The organism is Reyranella sp. (assembly GCF_052439685.1).
Taxonomy (GTDB): Bacteria; Pseudomonadota; Alphaproteobacteria; order Reyranellales; family Reyranellaceae; genus Reyranella.
The window spans coordinates 292,771-312,590 of sequence record NZ_JBQVQG010000002.1 but is presented as its reverse complement, the minus strand read 5'-3'; the positions used below and the strand labels follow the sequence as shown (position 1 = coordinate 312,590).

Sequence of the window (19,820 nt, the reverse complement as noted above, 5' to 3'; positions counted from 1 at the left end):
TCACAGTACTTCAACCACTCTGCAGTCTCGTCCGGCAGATGTCCTCCGCCAGCCTGCGCGCCTCCAGGTCGGCCGCCTCGACCTGCTGCAGGCCTTCGACCGGCTCCGAGAGGCCGTTCCAACCGGACATAACATCCTCGACGGTCCGGGCGATGTCGAGGAAGCGGATCTGGCGCGCAAGGAAGGCCGCCACCGCCGCTTCGTTCGCCGCGTTCAGAACGATCGGAGCATAGCCGCCCGTCATCAACGCTTCTCTTGCCAGCCTTAGAGCGGGAAAGCGGCCGGAATCGGGCCGCTCGAAGGTCAAGGCCGGAATGCCCATGAAATCGAGCTTCGCTGCCGGCCCGTCGATGCGCGACGGCCAGCCCAGCGCATGGCTGATCGGGATGCGCATGTCGGCGGTCCCGAGTTGCGCGAGGACCGAGCCGTCGCAGTAGGCGACCATCGAATGGATCACCGATTGCGGGTGCACGACGATGTCGACCTGGCTTTCCGGCAGTCCAAACAGGAGCTGCGCCTCGATGAGTTCGAGCCCCTTGTTCATCATGGTGGCTGAATCGATCGAGATCTTGTCGCCCATGTCCCAGTTGGGATGGGCCAGGGCCTGCTCCGGCGTCACTTCGGCCATGTCGGCCAGCGACCAGTTGCGGAACGGTCCTCCCGACGCGGTCAGGATGAGCCGGTCGACCGCGCGATGCTGGGCCGGCTCGAACACCTGGAAGATTGCGTTGTGCTCGGAATCCACCGGCAGCAGGACTCCGCCCGATTGCTCGATCGCGTCCATCAGCAGACGCCCGGCACAGACCAGCGCCTCCTTGTTGGCAAGCGCCACCATGGCACCGCGGCGGGCCGCCACGAGCGTCGGCGCCAGGCCTGCGAATCCGACGACGGCAGCCATCACCCATTCGGCCGGGCGCGATGCGGCTTCCACGACCGCTTCGGGGCCGGCCGCGACTTCGATCGAGGTGCCGGCCAGCGCCTCCTTGAGGGAACGGTACTGATCAGGGTCCGCGACCACCGCGAGTCGCGCCCGCAGCCGCCTCGCCTGCTCCGCCAGCAGTTCCACCGAACGGCGGGCAACGAGCGCTTCGACGCGGTAGCGCGCCGGATCACGTTCGATGAGATCGACGGTGCTCTGCCCGACCGAGCCGGTCGAGCCCAGGATCGTCACATGACGCGGGTTATCGTGGGACGGCGCGACCCATTTCTTCATGTCCAGGGCCATGCGCCGCCGGCGACCAGGCGGGCGATCGCCACCGCGACAAGGACGGCCATCAGACCGTCGATCCGGTCGAGCAGCCCGCCGTGGCCCGGAATGAGGCGCCCGCTGTCCTTGACGCCGGCCCGCCGCTTGGCCGCCGACTCGAGCAGATCGCCCGCCTGTCCCACGATCGCGAGCGCCGCGCCGGCGAGTGCCAGATGAACGGTTTCCCCCAGGCCAAACGCATAGCCGACCCCGGCGCTGGCGACGGCCGCCCAGGCCATGCCGCCAATCAAACCGGACCACGTCTTGCCCGGGCTGATGCTCGGCGCGAGCTTCGCACCGCCGGCCGTGCGTCCCACGAAGTAGGCGCCGATGTCGGTGGCCCAGATGCAGGCGAGCACCCAGAGGATGGTCTCACGTCCCGAAGCCGGCTGGTGGCGCAGCCAGAGAAGCGCGACCAGGGCGGCGAGCCCATAGAGGCAGGCGAGGATGCGCAGGACAGGCGCGCCACGGGTCAGCCGCGTCCATTCGAGGATCATGACGGGCGCCGCGACGGCGGCCACCAGGTCGATCCAGGGAAAGCCGAACCAGACCGCCGCGAGCAGCAGCGGCCCCAGCACAACGGCTGACAGCGCCCGCAGCAGCAGGCCGCCGAAGCGCCCGCCCGGCGCCGGGAGGCTATTTCCCGATGCCGCCATAACGCCGCTCGCGCCTGCGGAACTCCACGATGGCGTGTTCCAGGTGATCCTTGCCGAAGTCCGGCCATAGCGTGTCGACGAAAACCAGCTCCGAATAGGCACACTGCCAAAGCAGGAAATTGCTGATCCGCTGCTCACCGCTCGTCCGGATGAGCAGGTCGGGATCGGGCAGGCCCGCGGTCAGCAGCTCACCCTCGAAGCTCGCCTGGTCGATGCTGTCAGCCGCGATCTCTCCCGCCGCCACGCGCTTCGCCAGACGCCGCGTCGCCCGCAGGATCTCGTCTCGCGCGCCATAGTTGATGCAGATGTTGACGTCGATCCGCGTGTTGGTTGCCGTCGTGCTCTCGGCTTCGGCGATGTCGCGGACGATGTCGCCCGCCAACCCGTCCCGGTTGCCGATGACCCGCAGCCTGGCGCCGTTCTTCCGCAGCTCGTCCAGTTCGCTGCGCAGATAATGGCGCAGCAGGCCCATCAGATCGGCAACCTCGTCCGCCGGCCGCGCCCAGTTCTCGGTCGAGAAGGCGAACAGCGTCAGGACGGGTATTCCCAACTCGCCGGCGCCGCGCACGACCCGGCGCACCGCGTCGGCTCCCCGGCGATGCCCCGCAATCCGGGGCAGACCACGCGCCTTTGCCCATCGCCCATTGCCATCCATGATGATGGCGACGTGCTGGGGTCCCGCCCCGGCGTCGGGATTGGCGGGCAACGGCGCCGTGGGCATCAGACCGTCTTGATCTCTTTTTCCTTATGGACCAATGCGTCGTCGACCAGCTTGACGAACCGGTCGGTCAGCTTCTGGACCTCGTCGGCCTTCTGGCGATGCTCGTCCTCCGAGATCTTGTGGTCCTTCTCGGCTTTCTTCAGTGCATCCATGCCATCGCGACGAACATTGCGCACAGCCACCTTGCCCTGCTCGGCATATTTGTGTGCCAGCTTGGCGAGCTCGTTGCGCCGCTCCGTGGTCAGCTCGGGGATCGGGATTCGGATCATCTGGCCATCCGGAGACGGGTTGAGGCCGAGCCCGGATTCGCGGATCGCCTTGGCGGTCGGCGTGACAAGGCCCTTGTCCCAGACGCTAACAGTGAGAAGCCGCGGCTCCGGCGCGCTGACGGTGCCGACCTGGTTCAGCGGCATGCGCTGGCCGTAGGCTTCCACCATCACCGGATCGAGCAGGTTCACCGAAGCCCGTCCTGTCCGCAGGCCGCCAAATTCCTTCTTCAGCGCATCCATCGCGCCATGCATGCGCTTCTCGAGCTCGTTGAGGTCGGCAGACATGTTCAGGCCTCGTTCTTGATGATCGTGAAGGTTCCCTCGCCGCGCATCGTCGAAGCGAACGCGCCGGGCTTGTGGATGTCGAAGACGATGATGGGAATGCGGTTCTCGCGGGCAAGCGAGATGGCAGAAGCATCCATGACCTGCAGGTCGCGGGCCAGCACTTCCAGATAGGTGAGCGTGTCGTAGCGCTGGGCGTTCTTGTCCTTGAGCGGATCCGCGGAATAGACCCCGTCCACCTGCGTTCCCTTCAGCAGGGCATCCGCCCCCATCTCGGCGGCGCGCAGAGCCGCGGCCGTATCGGTGGTAAAGAAGGGATTGCCGGTGCCGGCCGCGAAGATCACGACGCGACCCTTCTCCATGTGGCGCACGGCGCGGCGCCGGATATAGGGCTCGCACACCGTCGTCATCGGGATCGCCGACTGGACCCGCGTCTGCAGGCCCTGACGCTCGAGGGCGCTCTGCATGGCGAGCGAATTGATCACCGTCGCCAGCATGCCCATGTAGTCTCCGCTGGCCCGGTCCATGCCTGAGGCCGCTCCGGACACGCCGCGAAAGATATTGCCGCCGCCGATCACCAGGCAGACCTGCACGCCCATGTCGTGCACGGCCTTCACTTCCTGTGCGACCATTCCGACCATATCGGGGTCGAGACCGTATTCTCGATTCCCCATGAGCCCTTCGCCAGAGAGCTTGAGAAGGACGCGGCGATATTGGGGGCCCGACGGCATCAGATGCCTCTGATTGGTTGGTTTTGGGCGCGCGGACCCAGTCCGCGCGCCGATGGAGTTCAATACTACTTCTTGAGCTGGGCAGCCACCTCGGCCGCGAAGTCCTCGTTCTTCTTCTCGATGCCCTCGCCCAGGGCAAAGCGCAGGAAGCCGGTCAGCTGGACCGGAGCGCCGACCAGCTTGGCGGCCTCCTCGACGACCTTCGAGACCTTGGTCTTGCCGTCGATCACGAAAGCCTGTTCGAGCAGCACCACCTCCTGGTGGAACTTGCGCAGGCCGCCCTCGACCATCTTGGTGACGATCTCGGCGGTCTTGCCCTGCTGGCCGGCCTTCTCGGCGAGGACCGCGCGCTCGCGCTCGATCGCCGCCTGGTCGAGGTCGGCAACGGTGAGCGACTGCGGATTGGTCGCCGCCACGTGCATGGCGAGCTGCTTGGCGAGCGCCCCGAGCTTGGCCTTGTCGCCCGTCGACTCGAGCGCGATCAGCACCCCGATCTTGCCGAGGTCCGGCGCGACGGCGTTGTGGGTGTAGGCCACGACCACGCCGTCGGATACCGACAGCGAGGCGGCGCGGCGCAGGCTCATATTCTCGCCGATCGTGGCGATCAGGTTGGTGAGTTCACCCTGGACGTCACGACCCGTGCCCGGGAACGGCGACGCCGCGACCTTGGCGAGATCGCCGCCATGCTCGAGCGCGAGCCTGGTCGAGGCGGCCACGAACTTCTGGAACTGATCGTTGCGGCCGACGAAATCGGTCTCGGCATTAACCTCGACGACAGCGCCGCGGGTGCCGTCGGCCGCCACGCCGACCAGGCCCTCGGCGGCGACGCGGCCGGCCTTCTTGGAGGCCGCCGACAGGCCCTTGGTGCGCAGCCAGTCGACCGCCTTTTCGACGTCGCCCGCCGTCTCGCCCAGCGCCTTCTTGCAATCCATCATGCCCGCGCCGGTCTTCTCGCGCAGTTCCTTGACGAGCGATGCAGTGATCTCAGCCATGTCTTGCTCCGTTTGGTACAATAAGGGCCGGTCTTGCGACCGGCCCCGTTTGTCTTGCGTTGATGAGGGGCCGGTCTACTCGGCCGGCGTTGCCTCGGCCGGCGTTGCCTCGGCCGCGGGGGCCTCGGCGACGGGAAATTCCTCGGCCGGCATTTCGCTCATCGCGCCCACGTCTCCGCCGGTGGCGGCGATTTCGGCGCGGATGCCGTCGAGCACCGAGCTCGAGAGCAGGTCGCAGTAGAGCGACACGGCGCGGATCGCATCGTCATTGCCCGGGATCGGGAAGTCGATGCCGTCGGGATCCGAATTGCTGTCGACCACCGCCACGATCGGAATGCCGCGCTTGCGGGCTTCCAGCACCGCGATCGATTCCTTGTTGGTGTCGATGATGAACAGCAGGTCGGGCGTGCCGCCCATTTCCTTGATGCCGCCCAGCGACCGCTCGAGCTTGTCGCGCTCGCGCGTCAGGTCGAGCTGTTCCTTCTTGGTGAGACCGACGACGTCGCCCTTGAGGCGCTCGTCCAGCTCACGCAGGCGCTTGATCGACGCGGAAATCGTGTTCCAGTTCGTGATCATGCCGCCCAGCCAGCGGTGATTCACGTAGTACTGGCCGCAGCGCTTGGCCGCCTCGGCGACCCGCTCGGCCGCGGCCGGCTTGGTGCCGACGAAGAGCACGCGGCCACCGCTCGCGACGACGTCGCGAACCTGGCGCAGCGCCTGCTCGAGCAGCGGCACGGTCTTGGTGAGATCGATGATATGGATCCCGTTGCGCACCCCGAACAGGTACGGCTTCATCTTCGGGTTCCAGCGGCGCGTGTGATGGCCGAAATGGACGCCGGCTTCCAGCAGCTGGCGCATCGTAAACGTCGGCATGGTCATGCCGTTCTCCTTTTCCGGTTGAGCCTCCGCGGGCGTCGTCCCCGACATGGGAACACCGGAGCGAGCGGCGGGATGTCTCCCCGTCGACCGCAAACCCGCGTGCGAAGTGGCGCGTTTCTAGGAGGTTGGCGGCTAAAATGCAAGCGCCAGTGAAATCAAGGCCTTAGGCGATCGTTTTGGCGATCTCGCGTGACAGTTCGAGGACCGACAGCGGCGCGCTGCCCTCGGCCTTGTTGTTCGCCGTGATCCACACCTTGCGGCCTGCCTTGTGAGCTGTCGCGACCATCCGGGCCAGCACCTGGCGGGTCTCGACGTCCTCGTCGACCAGCCGGTCGAACGGCTCGTAGCGCTGCTTGGCTGCCTGATAGAGGAAGCCGCGGTGCAGGTTCCAGCGCACCACGAGCGGGCCCGGCTCGTCCTCGTCCAGGACCCTGAGCGCGGTTTCCTGCCGCTCGACCTCGGGCATCCGGTCATGGAGGCCGACGCAGTAGCGGACGTCCACCCGCGCCAGCATGCGCATGAGTCGCGGGGTCAGAAGTTCGGGATTTCGCAGCTCCAGCGCATAAAGGGGCGTCTGGCTGCCCAGTTCGCGCGGCAGCGCGCCAAAGAATGCCTCGAGCCGTTCGATCAGGAGGTGCGTTTCCTCGGCGAGGCCACGCGGCAGCGGCGAGATCTGGAAAACCAACGGTCCAGCCTTGGCCTTCAGCCCTTCGAGGCAGGGCAGCACGAACTCGCGGGTGGCCAGGCCCGGGTCGAGGAAGTGTGGGTTGGCGACCTTGCCCCTGCCCTCCTCGTCGCGCATCACGGCGTCGCACACGAGCGCCGGCGCCTTCACGACGAAGCTGAAATGCTCCGGCACCTGGCTGGCATACTGCGCATAGGCGACTGCGGAGAGCGGCGCGTAGAAGGTCCGGTCGAGACTGACGGTGCGCAGCAGCGGGATCTGGGCATAGGCCTGCAGCCCCTTCCGGCTGAGCGTCACCTGTGGATGGACGCCCTCGTAGACGAGGCCGCGCCAACCGGGAAAGAACCAGGAAGAGGTGCCGAGCCGGATGTCGGGCGGCAGCACCGGCGCTTCCAGCAGCGGCGAATCCCGCGCCGGCCGGACATCGCCCGCGCCGGCCGCGCGCCGCCTGGGCGGCGGGGCCGCACCGGTTTCGAAGAGGCCGGGCTGTCGGCTCAAATTTCCTCGACCTGCGCGACACCCGGCAGGCTGCCGATCGTGTCGCGCAGCCCGCCTGCGATCGAATAGGCGCCGGGCAAGGTGACTTCGGCTTCGGAGTCCTCCGTCATTGGGACGACGAGCGTGACCCGTCCCCGGCCGCGCTTGCCCTCCAGCGCCTTGCGCAGGGCCTCCAGCGCGACGGGATCGGAGATCACGATGCGCAGGCCCGCCGCCGAATTGGCGACCGCATCGTCGAGCTTCTCGACGGTCTGCGCCGTCAGCTTGACCTGCTCGCCGTCGAGCCGGCCGTCGACCGAGATGAGAACCGCCTGCCCCGCCTCGAGCAGATTGCGCTTGGAGTTCAGAAGCTCGCTGAAGACGACGCATTCGAAGGCGCCGGACTGGTCGGAGCATTGGAGGAAGGCAAACCGGTTGCCCTTGGCCGAGGTGCGCTCCATGCGGTCGATGACCGTACCGGCCAGCTTGATGCGCCCGGGCGTACCGCGCGCCAGCAGCGCCGACAGGTCGGCGGCGCGACAGACGCCGAGCCGCTGCAGGCTGCGTTCGTAGGCGGCGAGCGGATGCGACGACAGGTAGAAGCCGATCGCTGCGAACTCGTTCTGCAGTCGCTCCATCGGCGCCCAGTCCGGCACCTTGGGCAGTTGCGGACGGCGCTGGGCGGTATCGTCGCCGAACAGGTTGTTCTGGCTGCTGCCACGCGATTCGTGCGTCGCCTGGGAATGCCGTGTGAGCGCTTCGACGGTGGCGAAAGTCTGGGCCCGGTTCTTGTTCAGCATGTCGAACGCGCCCGCCTTCACGAGGCTTTCCAGCAGCCGCTTGTTCAGGACACGCTGGTCGAGCCGCTCGGCGAAGTCGAACAGGTCCTTGAAGGGACCGTTCGTCTCGCGCTCCTCGGTGAGCCGGCTCATGGCTTCCTTGCCGACGCCCTTGATGGCCGCCAGCGCGTAGCGGATCGCCTTCTTGCCGTCCGGGGTCTGCTCGACGGTGAACTCGGCCGAGGACTTGTTCACATCCGGCGGCAGGAGCTGGACGTTGATCTTGTCGAGGTCGCGGCGATAGCCGTTGAGCTTTTCCACGTTGCCCATGTCGAGGGTCATCGTGGCGGCGAAGAACTCGACCGGATGGTTGGCCTTGAGATAGGCCGTCTGGTAGCAGACCAGCGCGTAAGCGGCCGCGTGACTCTTGTTGAAGCCGTAGCCCGCGAACTTGTCGACCTGGTCGAAGATCGACGAGGCCTTGTCCGCCTTCACGTTGTTCTTCTCGGCGCCCTCTACGAAGCTCGCCCGCTGGGCATCCATCTCCGCCTTGATCTTCTTGCCCATCGCGCGGCGCAGCAGGTCGGCGCCGCCCAGCGAATAGCCGCTCAACACCTGGGCGATCTGCATGACCTGCTCCTGGTAGATCATGATGCCGTAGGTCTCCTTCAGGATCCCTTCCAGCAGCGGATGCAGGTAGTCCGGCTCCTCCTCGCCATGCTTGCGCTTGATGTAGCTCGGGATGTTCTCCATCGGGCCCGGCCGGTAGAGCGCCACCACGGCGATGATGTCCTCGAAGCGGTCGGGCTTCATCTTGCGCAGCACGTCGCGCATGCCGTTGCCTTCGAGCTGGAACACGCCCGATCCGTCGCCACGGCAGAGCAACTCGAACGTCTTTCGGTCGTCGAGCGGCAGCCGCGGAATGTCGATCTTGTCGCGTCCGATGAAGTCCCAGGCCTTCTCGATGACGGTCAGCGTCTTGAGGCCGAGGAAGTCGAACTTCACCAGCCCGGCCGTCTCCACCCACTTCATGTTGAACTGGGTGGCCGGCAGCGAATCGACGCCGTCGGTATCGCGGAACAGCGGCACGAGCTGATCGAGCGGCCGGTCGCCGATGACCACGCCGGCGGCGTGTGTCGAGGCGTTGCGGAACAGGCCCTCGAGCTGCAGCGCGAGGTCGATCAGCCGCTTGATCTCCTCGTCGCCATTGTACTGCTCCTTGAGCAGGTCCTCCGTCTCCAGCGCCTTGGCCAAGGTCACCGGATTGGCCGGGTTGTTGGGCACCAGCTTGCAGATCCGGTCGACCTGGCCGTAGGGCATGCCCAGCACGCGGCCGACGTCGCGCAGCACCGCCCGCGCCTGCAGCTTGCCGAAGGTGATGATCGCCGCGACTCGGTCGTGCCCGTACTCGTCGCGCACGTAGCGGATCACGCGGTCGCGCTTGTCCTGGCAGAAGTCGATGTCGAAGTCGGGCATCGACACGCGCTCGGGATTGAGGAAGCGCTCGAACAGCAGCCCCCAGCGCAGCGGATCGAGATCGGTGATCTTGAGGGACCAGGCGACCAGCGAGCCGGCGCCTGAGCCGCGTCCCGGACCCACGGGTACGCCATGGTCCTTGGCCCACTGGATGAAGTCGGCCACGATCAGGAAGTAGCCGGCGAACCCCATGCGCTCGATCATGTCGAGTTCGTAGGTCAACCGCTCCGTGTAGCGCGCGAAGTCGATCCCGTCCGCGAGCCGGCCCAGCGTCCGGAGCTCGTCGAGTCCGGTCTTCGCCAGGTCGCGCAGGGCCTCGCCCTCGGTGCGGCCTTCCAGCTTGGTGTAGCGTGGCAGGATGGGCTTGCGCGGCGCCGGCATATAGGCACAGCGCTGGGCGATCACCAACGTGTTGTCGCAGGCCTCGGGAATGTCCGAGAACAGGCTGCGCATCTCGGCCGCGGACTTGAAGTAGTGCTCCGGTGTCAGGCGACGACGGTTCGGATCCTCGATATGCGCGCCCTGCTCGATGCAGAGAAGCACGTCGTGCGCCTCGTACATCGATTTCTTCGGGAAGTGGACGTCGTTGGTCGCGACCAGCGGCAGGTTGCGGGCATAGGCAAGCTCGATCAGCGGCACCTCGATGCGGCGTTCCAGCTCCTCGCCGTGGCGCTGCAGTTCGAGGTAGAGGCGGTCCGCGAACAGGTGCTGCAGCCGGTCGAGCAGATGCTCCGCGGCCGGGGTCTGGCCGGCCGCCAGCAGCCGGCCGACGCCGCTGCCGTTGCTGCCCGTGATGGCGATGAGACCCTCGGTCGAGCCTTCGAGCTCTGCCAAAGGCATCGCAGCCACCGATCCCGCCTTGAATTCGAGATGGGCGCGACTCACCAGGCGCATCAGGTTGAGATAGCCCGCCTCGCTCTGCACGAGAAGCGTCAGCCAGTCGACGGTCGGCAGCTTACTCGCCGTGGCGATGCCGCCCTCCTCCTCGCGCCGGATGCCGATGTCGCATGCCACGATCGGCTGGATGCCGGCCTTCGATGCGTACTGGGAGAATTCGAGCGCGCCGAACAGGTTGTTGCGGTCGGTGACCGCGACCGCCGGCATCTCCGCCTCCTTCGCCAGGGAGACGATCTTGTCGACCTTGTTCGCGCCTTCGGTGAGCGAATAGGCGGAACGAACTTTTAGATGGATGAAGTCAGCGATTGCCACGGAGCATCATCGCGCCGCAGCCTGTGGACTGTCAGGCATCGAGCAGGCCATCTTTCAGCCGCACCGTGCGGTCCATGCGCGCCGCCAGCTCGGGATTGTGGGTGGCGACCAGCGCCGCCATGCCCGTTTCCCGCACCAGGGCGAGCAGCTGCTGGAACACAGTCTCCGAGGTCGTGGAGTCGAGATTGCCTGTCGGTTCGTCGGCCAGCAGGACCCGCGGCGCGTTGGCGACGGCGCGGGCGATCGCCACGCGCTGCTGTTCGCCGCCCGACAGGCGCCCCGGACGGTGGTCCAGCCGGTCGCCGAGCCCGACCATGCCGAGAAGATCGGCCGCCCGCTTGCGGGCCGCTCCGCGCGCGACGCCGTTCAGCATCTGCGGCAGCATGACGTTCTCGACAGCCGAGAATTCCGGCAGCAGGTGGTGATACTGGTAGACGAAGCCCAGGAAGTTGCGGCGCAGGCCCGTGCGTTCCCTGTCGGCCATCCGCACCGTCGCCTTGCCGTCGACCACGACCTCGCCCTCGTCGGGCCGTTCGAGAAGCCCCGCGATGTGCAGCAGGGTCGACTTGCCGCTGCCCGACTGACCGACCATGGCCACGATCTCGCCGGCGTGCAGGTCGACCGAGACGCCGCGCAGCACGTCGAGCCGACGGTCGCCCTGGACGAAGGTGCGGCGGATGCCCTGCAGCGATAGCGGCTTGGCGGTGTCACTCATGTCGCAATCCTTCGACCGGTTCGATCCGGGTAGCGCGCCAGGCCGGATAGGCCGCGGCGACGAGCGAAAGCCCGATCGCGACGGCGATGATGAACGCCACCTCGACCGGGTCCACGCGCACGGGCATGGAGGTGATGAAGTCGACCTCGGCCCCGGCGGTGCCGGCGCCGCCGGTGACGGTCGCGAGCGCGCGGCCGATCGCCGGCATGTTGGCGCAGAGCAGCAGGCCCAGCGCCGCGCCGATCGCCGTGCCGACGACGCCGACGGCGGCCGCCGCCATGAAGAAGGCGCGTATGATCGTGCCCGGCCCAGCGCCCATGGTCCGCAGGATGGCGATGCTGCCGCGCTTCACGCGCACCAGCATGGTGAAGCTCGCAACCACGTTCATGGCGGCCACGACCACGATCAAGGTGAGGATGATGAACATCATCACCCGCTCGACCTGCAGCGCGCCGACGAAGCGCGCATTGAGGCCGAGCCAGTGCGACACGCGCAGATCCTCGCGGCCGAGCGACCGGCGCAGCTCCTCCGCCACCCGCGGTGCGGCCCGCGGGTCGCGCAGGAACAAATCGATCGAACTCACGGTTTCCTTGCCGTATTCGAGGTCCCCCAGCAGCACCGCCAGCGGGATGAAGACCAGGGTGCTGTCGAATTCGTAGCGGCGGCTCATGAAGGTGGCGAGGATGTCGTAGTCGCTGTAGCGCGGCGCGATCGTGCCGCCCTCGTTCAGCTGGTGGGTGACCACGGTCAGCGGCTCCCCGACCCGTACCTGCATCTGCTGGCGCAGCCGTTCACCGATCACCAGCCCGGGCTTCAGGCCGAACTCCGCCAGATCGCCGAAGATGATGTTCTTCGACACGATGTCCCGGTTCAGCAGATCCTCCCGCCGCACGCCGCGAAGCTGGGCGCCACGGGTCTGCCCGTGACCGGTCACCAGGACCTGCCGCTCCAGGGTGAGACGCACCGCCTCCACGCCCGGAACGTCCTTGAGCTTCGCCAGCAGTTCGGGCGTGGCCTGCAGCAGTCCGCCGCGCGCGGCGACGATGACATGGCCGTTCATGCCGATGATCCGGCCCAGCAGCTGTTCGCGAAAGCCGCCCATGACGGAGAGAACCGCGATCAGCGTCCCGACCCCCAGCGCCACGCCGATCAGCGAGAACATGGCGATGAAGGAGACGAAGCCCTCGCGTTGGCGAGTGGCGAGATAGCGCCAGGCCAGCCAGCGCTCGACGACGGGCGCGCGCTCACTCACGGCGCAGCCCCTCCACCGGGTCGAGGCGCGCCGCGCGCGCCGCCGGGTAGATCGAGGCGAGCAAGGCGAAGACCAGCGCCATGATCGCAATGCCCGCGACCTCGCTCCATTCGATCCGCGACGGCAGTTCGGCCAGCAGGTAGAGGGTCTGGTCGAACAGCACGATGTCGAACGTCCGCTGCAGCCACTGCCGGATCGCCTCGATGTTGCGGGCGAAGGCCAGCCCCAGTACGACGCCGAGGATCGTCCCGGCGCCGCCGATCGAGAGCCCGTCGAGCAGGAAGATCCGCATGACGGTGGCCCGGCTGGCCCCCATGGTGCGCAGGATCGCGATGTCGGCCGTCTTGGTCCGCACCAGCATCACCAGGCTGGACACGATGTTGAAGGCCGCGACGAGCACGATCATCGTCAGGACCAGGAAGATCATGTTGGTCTGGGCGACGACGGCCGAGAAGAAACCGGCATTGGCCTGGAACCAGTCGAAGACCCAGCCCTGCGTCCCCACTGCCTGCATCAGCAGCCGCCGCGTCTCCGCGGTCGAGGCCTTGTCCGACACGAACACCTCGATGCCCGTGACGTTGGGACCGAGGTTGAGCATGTGCTGGGCGTCCTGCAGCGGCGCATACACGAAGTTGGAATCGTAGTCGTACATGCCCGTGCAGAAGATCGCGGCGACCTTCACCGCGGCCGATCGCGGCATCACGCCGAGCGGCGTTGCGACGGAGACCGGCGACACGAGCTGCAGCCTGTCCCCGACCTTCAGGTTCATGAGATCGGCCAGGCGACGGCCGATCACCACGGTAAAATCGTCGCCGAAGCCCTTCAGGGTGCCCCAGTCGATCGGCTTATCGTCGTCGGCCTTGCAGAGAGTGCGATATCGCTCGCGGTCCTCCGGCGATCCCTCGATAGCCGAGGCGAGCGGCGGGCGATTTCGGATGTCGTCGGGCCGCATGCCGCGCAGCACGATCCCGCGCACGTGGTCGCCGGCGACGGCCATCAGCTGGCCCTCGGCCGTCGGCGTGGCGGACTGGACGCCCGGCACCGCCGCCAGGCGCTTCAGAAAGTCGGGCGTGGGTTCGAGGGCGCCGCCGTTGGACTGGACGCCCAGCTGGCCGCTGATGCTCGACATCTGCGCCAGCATCTCGACCCGAAAGCCGTTCATCACCGACATCACGACGATGAGGGTACCGACTCCCAGCGTGATGCCGATCAGCGAGAAGCCGGCGATCACCGAAATGAAGCCCTCCTCGCGGCGGGCCCGCAGGAAGCGGAAGGCGATCAGGCGTTCGGCGGCGAAGGACATGGCAGAGCCCTGTCCGCGGCTCAGCCGAACCGCGCGAGAACCTGCTCGGGCGCCAGTTCCTCGCGGACACCGGTCTTGCGGTTCTTGACCTCCAGCTTGCCCGCGGCCAGCCCCTTGGGGCCGACGATGACCTGCCAGGGGATGCCGATCAGGTCCATGTCGGCGAACTTGCCGCCCGGCCGGATGTCGCGATCGTCGTGGAGCACCGCGACGCCCTTGGCCGAGAGCGCGTCATAGAGCTTCTGGCAGGCGCCGCCGACGGCGCCGTCGTCCGGCTTCAGGTTGACGATCGCCACCTTGAACGGCGCCACCTCGTCCGGCCAGACGATGCCGGCATCGTCGTGGCTCGCCTCGATGATGCCGCCGACCAGACGCGAGACGCCGATGCCGTAGGAGCCCATCTCGACGGTGATCTGCTCGCCGCCAGGACCGGCGACAACGGCATTCATCGGCTTGGAGTACTTGGTGCCGAAATAGAAGATGTGGCCGACCTCGATGCCACGCGCGGCCAGGCGGTCTGCCTCCGGCAGCGCCTCGAACGCTTTGGCGTCGTGCATCTCGTCGGTCGCCGCATAGAGCGACGTCCATTCGTTCACGATGCCCTGCAGGTCCGACGAATAGTCGATCTTGCGGCTGAGGATGTCCTTGTCGACCAGCCCCTTGTGGCAGAACACGGCGCTCTCGCCGGTCTCGGCCAGGATGATGAACTCATGGCTGAGATCGCCGCCGATCGGACCGGTGTCGGCGCGCATCGGGATCGCCTTCAGGCCCATGCGGGCGAAGGTGCGCAGATAGGCCACGAACATCCTGTTGTAGGAATGGATGGCGCCGGCCTTGTCGATGTCGAATGAGTAATTGTCCTTCATCAGGAACTCGCGGCCGCGCATCACGCCGAAGCGCGGACGGACCTCGTCCCGGAACTTCCACTGGATGTGATAGAGGTTCTTCGGCAGGTCGCGGTAGCTCTTCACGCCGTCGCGGAAGAGCACTGTGATCATCTCCTCGTTGGTCGGGCCGTAGAGCATCTCGCGGTCGTGGCGGTCCTTGATGCGCAGCATCTCGGGCCCGTAGGCGTCGTAGCGGCCGCTCTCGCGCCACAGGTCGGCCGACTGGATGGTCGGCATCAGCACTTCCTGCGCCCCCGCCCCATCCTGCTCCTCGCGCACGATCCGCTCGATGTTGCGCAAGACCCGCAGGCCGAGCGGCAGCCAGGCGTAGATGCCGGCGCTGGTCTGGCGGACGAGGCCGGCGCGCAGCATCAGCCGATGCGAAACGATCTGCGCTTCCGACGGAGTCTCCTTCATCGTCGGCAGAAAGTACTGGCTCATGCGCATGCGAAATCGGTCCTCGGTCGGGGTATCGGGATGGCGGCGGACTGTAGGGAACGGGTCGGCCAAAGGCAAACCGGGACGGTACGACTGGCTTTTCACAGCCATGTGCCCGCACAATTGCACGCACACTGGGCGCGACTTTCGGGGGAGCGGAATGCTGGAGCGACTTTTCAAGCTGAGCGAGAACAAGACCAACGTCCGGACCGAGCTCGTGGCCGGACTCACGACGTTCCTGACGATGGCCTACATCATCTTCGTCAACCCATCCATTCTTGCCGAAGCCAAGATGCCGTTCGGTGCGGTGTTCGCCGCCACCTGCGTGGCGGCGGCGGTCGGCTGCTTCCTGATGGCGTTTCTCGCCAACTACCCGATCGCCCTGGCGCCCGGGATGGGTCTCAATGCCTACTTCGCCTTCGGCGTGGTCGGCGGCATGGGCCACACCTGGCAGGTCGCGCTGGGCTGCGTCTTCATCTCCGGCATAATCTTCCTGATCGTCAGCGTGCTGCCGATCCGCGAATGGATCGTCAATGCGATCCCCAAATCACTCAAGATGGCGATTGCGGCGGGCATCGGCCTCTTCCTGGCACTGATCGCCCTGAAGAATGCCGGCATCGTGGTCGGCAATCCGGCAACGCTGGTGGCCCATGGCAAGATGACGAGCTGGCCGGTGGTGATGGCGGTCCTGGGTTTTGCCATCATCGTCGCCCTCGAACACCGCCGCATCATGGGCGGCGTCATCATCGGCATCCTGGTCGTGACGGTGATCTCGATCCTGGCCGGGCATCAGAAATTCACCGGCATCTTCGACACGCCACCCTCGATCGCGCCTGTGTTCCTCCAGATGGACCTTGCCGGCGCGCTGAAGGTCGGGCTCGTGACGGTGGTCTTCGCCTTCCTGTTCGTCGACCTGTTCGACAATACCGGCACACTGATCGCGCTGGCCCACCGCGGCGGCTTCATGCGGCCCGACGGTACCGTGCCCCGCCTGCGCGGCGCGCTCATTTCGGACAGCGCCTCCGCGATGATCGGCGCAGCGCTGGGGACCTCGACGACGACGAGCTATATCGAGAGCGCCTCCGGCATCAATGCCGGCGGGCGAACAGGCCTCACTGCCGCCGCGGTCGGCGTGCTGTTCCTGCTGGCTCTCTTTCTCTCGCCGCTCGCCGGATCGATCCCGGCCTATGCGACCGCGCCCGCCCTTCTCTATGTCGCGTGCCTGATGGCGCGCGGGCTCACCGAGATCGAATGGAACGACATCACCGAGGCGGCGCCGGCGGTGATCACCGCGATCGCCATGCCCTTCACTTTTTCGATTGCCGACGGCATCGCCTTCGGTTTCATCTCGTACGCCGGAATCAAACTTGCCGCCGGCCGGCTTCGTGACATCCATCCGGCCGTCGCAATCCTGGCTGTACTATTCGTGATCAAATATGTGGTCATTGGATGAACAGTGAAATGGTGCGGACATTAGTTTGTCGTCGAACGACCTTGCTCTTGAAGATTCTTCTGTCCGGCGCGCATGGATCGAAAGAAAAGGTCTTGGCAACACCCATGCGACACGCTAAACAGCCTACGCGTTGGGCGTAGCCCGAGTTTAGGGAGGAGAGCGGCGGAAGCCGCCTATGACGAGTTTCGGGGGTAGAGGACGGCGGACCATTGGTCCGCCGTTTCCTTTTGGCGCTATCGAGGCGCGATACCGAGGCTCAGGATCCTTCGAGACGCCTGAAACTCAGCAGATCGAGCTGGTAGAAGCCATAGAAGGCAAGCCATAGGACCGCGGCGACGATGCTCGTGATGATGGCTTTGCGCAGCAGTTCGGGCCGTTCCGGCGCCCCGGTCTCCTGGCCCCGCCCCGGATTCTCGACGCGCTTCACGCCCAGCGGCAACACCATGAACAGCGCGATCCACCAGATCACCAGGTAGACCATGATGCCAGTAGCCCAGCCCATGGCGCGCGCTCCTCAGACCTGTTCGAGTTCGATCAGCGTGCCGGTGAAGTCCTTGGGATGCAGGAACAGCACGGGCTTGTCGTGGGCGCCGATCTTGGGTTCGCCGTCGCCCAGGACGCGCGCACCCTGCGACTTCAGCTTGTCGCGAGCTGCGTAGATGTCCTCGACCTCGTAGCAGACGTGGTGGATTCCACCGTCGGCATTGCGGGCGAGAAAATTGGCGATCGGCGACTTCTCGCCGAGCGGATGCAGGAGTTCGATCTTGGTATTCGGCAGCTCGACGAAGACCACCGTCACGCCATGCGCCGGCTGTTCCTTGGGCGCGCTCACCTTGGCGCCCATCACGGTGCGGTAGAGCTCACTCGCCTTGTCCAGGTCGGGCACGGCAATCGCGATATGGTTGAGGCGTCCGATCATGGTCTTCTCCGGCGGCTGCGCGGCCTTTAGATGCGGACGATGTGCACGTCCGTCAACGGCTTCTTGCCGAGGTGCGCCCGCACGACGCGCCGGACGGCCTGGCGGGCCGCCTCCTCCATGCGCCGGTCGTCGGCCCGTTCGACGCTCTTGAGGTCGGCCAGCATCTCCGACAGCGCATCCTCGATCGCCTCCTGAAGCTCGCCGTCGGCGTCGTCGATGCCCCGCAGCGACACCTTGGGCGGCGCCAGCGGCTTACCGCGCCGGTCGACCACCAGGGTCGCCGCGGCAGCGCCGTTCCACAGGAGCTTGCGCCGTTCGCGCAGCGATTCCCCGTCGAGCGGGATCAGCGTGTCACCGTCGCGGGCCAGGCGCCCGGAGAAGACGTGGTCGATGATCTCGGCCGGTCCCGGCGCCAGCCGCACCAGCGTGCCGTTGGGCGCCACGATTGTTTCCGGGACCTGGCAGGTCTTTGCCAGCTCGGCATGCTCCATCATGTGCCGGACCTCGCCATGGACCGGCAGGGCGATCTTCGGCCGAATCCATTGATAGACCCGCACCAGCTCGTCGCGCGCCGGATGGCCCGACACGTGGATCTCGGCCTCGCGGTCGGTGGTGACCTTCACCCCGCGGGCGATCAGCGCATTCTGCAGGCGCCCGACGGAATGCTCGTTGCCGGGAATGACCCTCGACGAAAAGATGGCGGTATCACCCGCCTCGAGGACGAGGTCCCGATGCTCGCCACCCGCCAGCTTCGACATGGCGGCGCGCGGCTCGCCCTGGCTGCCCGTGCAGATGAACAGCACCTTGTCGCGCGGCAGGTAGCCCGCCTGCTTCTCGGGCACGCATTCGGGGAAATCCAGCAGATAGCCACATTCCTGCGCCGATTCGAGCATGCGCGTGAGCGCGCGACCCGACAGGACCGGGTGACGGCCAGCCGCCACCGCGGCCAGCGCAATGCTCTCGACCCGCGCGAGGTTGGAGGCGAAGCAGGTGACGGCCACCCTGCCCGCATGCCCGCGCACGAGCGTCTCGAGATTCCTGCGAACCTTGGCTTCGGAGCCCGCCTCGCCTTCGACGAACACGTTGGTACTGTCGCAGACCATGGCGAGCGCGCCCTCGTCGCCGATGCGCTTCAGCATCGCTTCGTCGGTGAGCTCGCCCAGCAATGGCTCCGGATCGATCTTCCAGTCGCCGGTGTGGAAGATCGTGCCGAACTTCGTGCGGATCGCCATGGCATTCGGCTCGAGGATCGAGTGCGTCATGGTGATCATCTCGAGTTCGAACGGCGCGAGGCTGAACTTGCCACCCAGCGGGATCTCGGTGACCGGCACCTGGTCGCGCAGGCCGGCATCGATCAACTTGCGCTTCAGGACCGATGCGGCGAACGGCGTCGCATAGACCGGCGCTTTCAGCCGCGGCCACAGATCGGCGACGGCGCCGAGATGATCCTCGTGGGCGTGGGTGAGGACGATGCCCACGAGAGCGTCGCGGCGCTCCACGATGAATTCCGGATCGGGCATCACCACCTCGACGCCGGCGATCGAACTGTCGGCGAAGCCGATGCCGAGATCGACCATCAGCCACTTGCCGGCCGTGCCGTAGAGGTTGAGGTTCATGCCGATCTCGCCGGCCCCACCGAGGGCCAGGAACAGCAGCTCGTCGTTCGAAGGAACCGTCATCGGCTGTTGCGCCGCCAGATCTCCAGCAGGCCGAGCGACATCAGGTCGGGCTCGATGAAGTCGAACAGGCCGATCTCGTCTTTGAACACGCTGGCGAGGCCGCCGGTGGCGATCACCTTCATGGGCTCGCCATACTCCTCGCGGATGCGCCGGATCAGGCTCTCGATCAGCCCGACATACCCCCAGAAAATGCCGGACTGCATATTGGCTACGGTATTCTTGCCGATCACGTGGGCCGGTTTCTCGACCCGGATGCGCGGCAGGCGGGCCGTCATCAGGTAGAAGGCCTCGATCGTCAGCTCGACGCCCGGCGCGAACACGCCGCCGATGAAATTGCCGTCCTTGTCGGCGAGGTCGAAGGTCGTGGCGCTGCCGAAGTCGATCGTGATCAGCGGCCCACCGTACTTGGTATGCCCGGCGATCACGCCGACGAGGCGGTCCGCGCCCGCCTCGGCCGGCCGGTCGATCAGGACCTTGATCCCCAGATTGCAATCGGGCTCGCCGACGATCAGCAGCTTGGCGTGGAAGTAATTCTCACAAAGGCGCCGCAGGTGGGTGTTTACCGCCGGCACGACGCTGGCCAGGATCGCGCCCTTGATCGATCGTGGATCGAAGCCCTGCAGGTGCATGAGCTGGGTCACCCAGGCGGCATATTCGTCGGACGTGCGCTTGGACTCGGTGCGCAGGCGCCACGCGGCGACGATCCTGTCCCCGTCGAACACGACGAACTTCGAGTTGGTGTTGCCAACGTCGATGGCCAGCAGCATTCCCA

Annotated in this window: 18 protein-coding genes; 1 reads left to right on the top strand and 17 read right to left on the bottom strand. The window is 66.5% G+C overall.

Annotated elements, in window-relative coordinates; all coding sequences use genetic code 11:
• Positions 1-10: 10 nt before the first annotated feature.
• The 13 genes from ACT6UX_RS04600 to proS all read right to left on the bottom strand — a co-directional run bounded on the left by ACT6UX_RS04600 (position 11) and on the right by proS (position 15,006).
• Positions 11-1,225 (bottom strand): 1-deoxy-D-xylulose-5-phosphate reductoisomerase, encoded by a 1,215-nt coding sequence (locus ACT6UX_RS04600; RefSeq protein WP_444773958.1) that lies wholly within the window; start codon positions 1,223-1,225, stop codon positions 11-13.
• On the bottom strand, positions 1,210-1,902 hold the full coding sequence (locus ACT6UX_RS04595; RefSeq protein WP_444773957.1) for a phosphatidate cytidylyltransferase: 693 nt from the start codon (positions 1,900-1,902) through the stop codon (positions 1,210-1,212). The genes ACT6UX_RS04600 and ACT6UX_RS04595 overlap by 16 nt, the downstream gene beginning before the upstream one ends.
• Positions 1,883-2,623: an isoprenyl transferase gene (locus ACT6UX_RS04590; protein WP_444773956.1), complete on the bottom strand. Its 741-nt coding sequence runs from the start codon at positions 2,621-2,623 to the stop codon at positions 1,883-1,885. Before ACT6UX_RS04590 ends, ACT6UX_RS04595 begins: the two co-directional genes overlap by 20 nt.
• Positions 2,623-3,177 (bottom strand): ribosome recycling factor, encoded by a 555-nt coding sequence (gene frr, locus ACT6UX_RS04585; RefSeq protein ID WP_444773955.1) that lies wholly within the window; start codon positions 3,175-3,177, stop codon positions 2,623-2,625. The genes ACT6UX_RS04590 and frr overlap by 1 nt, the downstream gene beginning before the upstream one ends.
• Positions 3,178-3,179: 2 nt before the next feature.
• Positions 3,180-3,905: a UMP kinase gene (pyrH, locus tag ACT6UX_RS04580; RefSeq protein WP_444773954.1), complete on the bottom strand. Its 726-nt coding sequence runs from the start codon at positions 3,903-3,905 to the stop codon at positions 3,180-3,182.
• Positions 3,906-3,970: 65 nt separating this feature from the next.
• Positions 3,971-4,897, bottom strand: coding sequence for a translation elongation factor Ts (gene tsf / locus ACT6UX_RS04575; RefSeq protein ID WP_444773953.1), 927 nt, complete (start codon positions 4,895-4,897; stop codon positions 3,971-3,973).
• A 75-nt stretch (positions 4,898-4,972) separates the two neighbouring features.
• Complete coding sequence (rpsB, locus tag ACT6UX_RS04570; protein ID WP_444773952.1) at positions 4,973-5,776, bottom strand: 30S ribosomal protein S2; 804 nt, start codon at positions 5,774-5,776, stop codon at positions 4,973-4,975.
• Between the two features lie 163 nt (positions 5,777-5,939).
• On the bottom strand, positions 5,940-6,959 hold the full coding sequence (locus ACT6UX_RS04565; RefSeq protein ID WP_444773951.1) for a DUF72 domain-containing protein: 1,020 nt from the start codon (positions 6,957-6,959) through the stop codon (positions 5,940-5,942).
• Entirely contained in the window at positions 6,956-10,402 is a 3,447-nt protein-coding gene (gene dnaE, locus ACT6UX_RS04560; protein ID WP_444773950.1) for a DNA polymerase III subunit alpha, read from the bottom strand. The genes ACT6UX_RS04565 and dnaE overlap by 4 nt, the downstream gene beginning before the upstream one ends.
• Positions 10,403-10,433: 31 nt before the next feature.
• Positions 10,434-11,117 (bottom strand): ABC transporter ATP-binding protein, encoded by a 684-nt coding sequence (locus tag ACT6UX_RS04555; protein WP_444773949.1) that lies wholly within the window; start codon positions 11,115-11,117, stop codon positions 10,434-10,436.
• Positions 11,110-12,369, bottom strand: a complete 1,260-nt coding sequence (locus ACT6UX_RS04550) for an FtsX-like permease family protein (RefSeq protein ID WP_444773948.1) — start codon at positions 12,367-12,369, stop codon at positions 11,110-11,112. Before ACT6UX_RS04550 ends, ACT6UX_RS04555 begins: the two co-directional genes overlap by 8 nt.
• Positions 12,362-13,672, bottom strand: a complete 1,311-nt coding sequence (locus ACT6UX_RS04545) for a lipoprotein-releasing ABC transporter permease subunit (protein WP_444773947.1) — start codon at positions 13,670-13,672, stop codon at positions 12,362-12,364. The genes ACT6UX_RS04550 and ACT6UX_RS04545 overlap by 8 nt, the downstream gene beginning before the upstream one ends.
• Before the next feature lie 20 nt (positions 13,673-13,692).
• Entirely contained in the window at positions 13,693-15,006 is a 1,314-nt protein-coding gene (gene proS, locus ACT6UX_RS04540) for a proline--tRNA ligase (protein ID WP_444773946.1), read from the bottom strand.
• Positions 15,007-15,157: 151 nt separating this feature from the next.
• On the opposite strand from proS, the gene ACT6UX_RS04535 reads away from it, so the two are divergent.
• The gene (locus ACT6UX_RS04535; protein ID WP_444773945.1) at positions 15,158-16,450 is read left to right on the top strand and encodes an NCS2 family permease; all 1,293 of its coding nucleotides are present in this window, start codon (positions 15,158-15,160) and stop codon (positions 16,448-16,450) included.
• Positions 16,451-16,706: 256 nt separating this feature from the next.
• Here ACT6UX_RS04535 and ACT6UX_RS04530 read toward each other — a convergent pair whose 3' ends face one another.
• Genes ACT6UX_RS04530 through ACT6UX_RS04515 form a run of 4 tightly spaced genes read right to left on the bottom strand, consistent with a single transcriptional unit; the run spans position 16,707 to position 19,815 of the window.
• The gene (locus ACT6UX_RS04530) at positions 16,707-16,952 is read right to left on the bottom strand and encodes a DUF1467 family protein (RefSeq protein WP_444773944.1); all 246 of its coding nucleotides are present in this window, start codon (positions 16,950-16,952) and stop codon (positions 16,707-16,709) included.
• 12 nt (positions 16,953-16,964) lie between these two features.
• Positions 16,965-17,369, bottom strand: a complete 405-nt coding sequence (gene mce, locus ACT6UX_RS04525; protein WP_444773943.1) for a methylmalonyl-CoA epimerase — start codon at positions 17,367-17,369, stop codon at positions 16,965-16,967.
• A 26-nt stretch (positions 17,370-17,395) separates the two neighbouring features.
• On the bottom strand, positions 17,396-19,048 hold the full coding sequence (locus ACT6UX_RS04520; protein ID WP_444773942.1) for a ribonuclease J: 1,653 nt from the start codon (positions 19,046-19,048) through the stop codon (positions 17,396-17,398).
• On the bottom strand, positions 19,045-19,815 hold the full coding sequence (locus tag ACT6UX_RS04515) for a type III pantothenate kinase (RefSeq protein ID WP_444773941.1): 771 nt from the start codon (positions 19,813-19,815) through the stop codon (positions 19,045-19,047). The genes ACT6UX_RS04520 and ACT6UX_RS04515 overlap by 4 nt, the downstream gene beginning before the upstream one ends.
• Between the last annotated feature and the right edge of the window lie 5 nt (positions 19,816-19,820).

Coding starts and splice junctions, on each gene's coding strand:
- ACT6UX_RS04595 (WP_444773957.1), bottom strand. CDS start 1,902: ATGGCGGCATCGGGAAATAGCCTCCCGGCGCCGGGCGGGCGCTTCGGC.
- pyrH (WP_444773954.1), bottom strand. CDS start 3,905: ATGCCGTCGGGCCCCCAATATCGCCGCGTCCTTCTCAAGCTCTCTGGC.
- frr (WP_444773955.1), bottom strand. CDS start 3,177: ATGTCTGCCGACCTCAACGAGCTCGAGAAGCGCATGCATGGCGCGATG.
- ACT6UX_RS04535 (WP_444773945.1), top strand. CDS start 15,158: ATGCTGGAGCGACTTTTCAAGCTGAGCGAGAACAAGACCAACGTCCGG.
- ACT6UX_RS04530 (WP_444773944.1), bottom strand. CDS start 16,952: ATGGGCTGGGCTACTGGCATCATGGTCTACCTGGTGATCTGGTGGATC.
- ACT6UX_RS04600 (WP_444773958.1), bottom strand. CDS start 1,225: ATGGCCCTGGACATGAAGAAATGGGTCGCGCCGTCCCACGATAACCCG.
- ACT6UX_RS04515 (WP_444773941.1), bottom strand. CDS start 19,815: ATGCTGCTGGCCATCGACGTTGGCAACACCAACTCGAAGTTCGTCGTG.
- tsf (WP_444773953.1), bottom strand. CDS start 4,897: ATGGCTGAGATCACTGCATCGCTCGTCAAGGAACTGCGCGAGAAGACC.
- mce (WP_444773943.1), bottom strand. CDS start 17,369: ATGATCGGACGCCTCAACCATATCGCGATTGCCGTGCCCGACCTGGAC.
- proS (WP_444773946.1), bottom strand. CDS start 15,006: ATGCGCATGAGCCAGTACTTTCTGCCGACGATGAAGGAGACTCCGTCG.
- ACT6UX_RS04545 (WP_444773947.1), bottom strand. CDS start 13,672: ATGTCCTTCGCCGCCGAACGCCTGATCGCCTTCCGCTTCCTGCGGGCC.
- ACT6UX_RS04590 (WP_444773956.1), bottom strand. CDS start 2,623: ATGCCCACGGCGCCGTTGCCCGCCAATCCCGACGCCGGGGCGGGACCC.
- rpsB (WP_444773952.1), bottom strand. CDS start 5,776: ATGACCATGCCGACGTTTACGATGCGCCAGCTGCTGGAAGCCGGCGTC.
- ACT6UX_RS04520 (WP_444773942.1), bottom strand. CDS start 19,048: ATGACGGTTCCTTCGAACGACGAGCTGCTGTTCCTGGCCCTCGGTGGG.
- ACT6UX_RS04555 (WP_444773949.1), bottom strand. CDS start 11,117: ATGAGTGACACCGCCAAGCCGCTATCGCTGCAGGGCATCCGCCGCACC.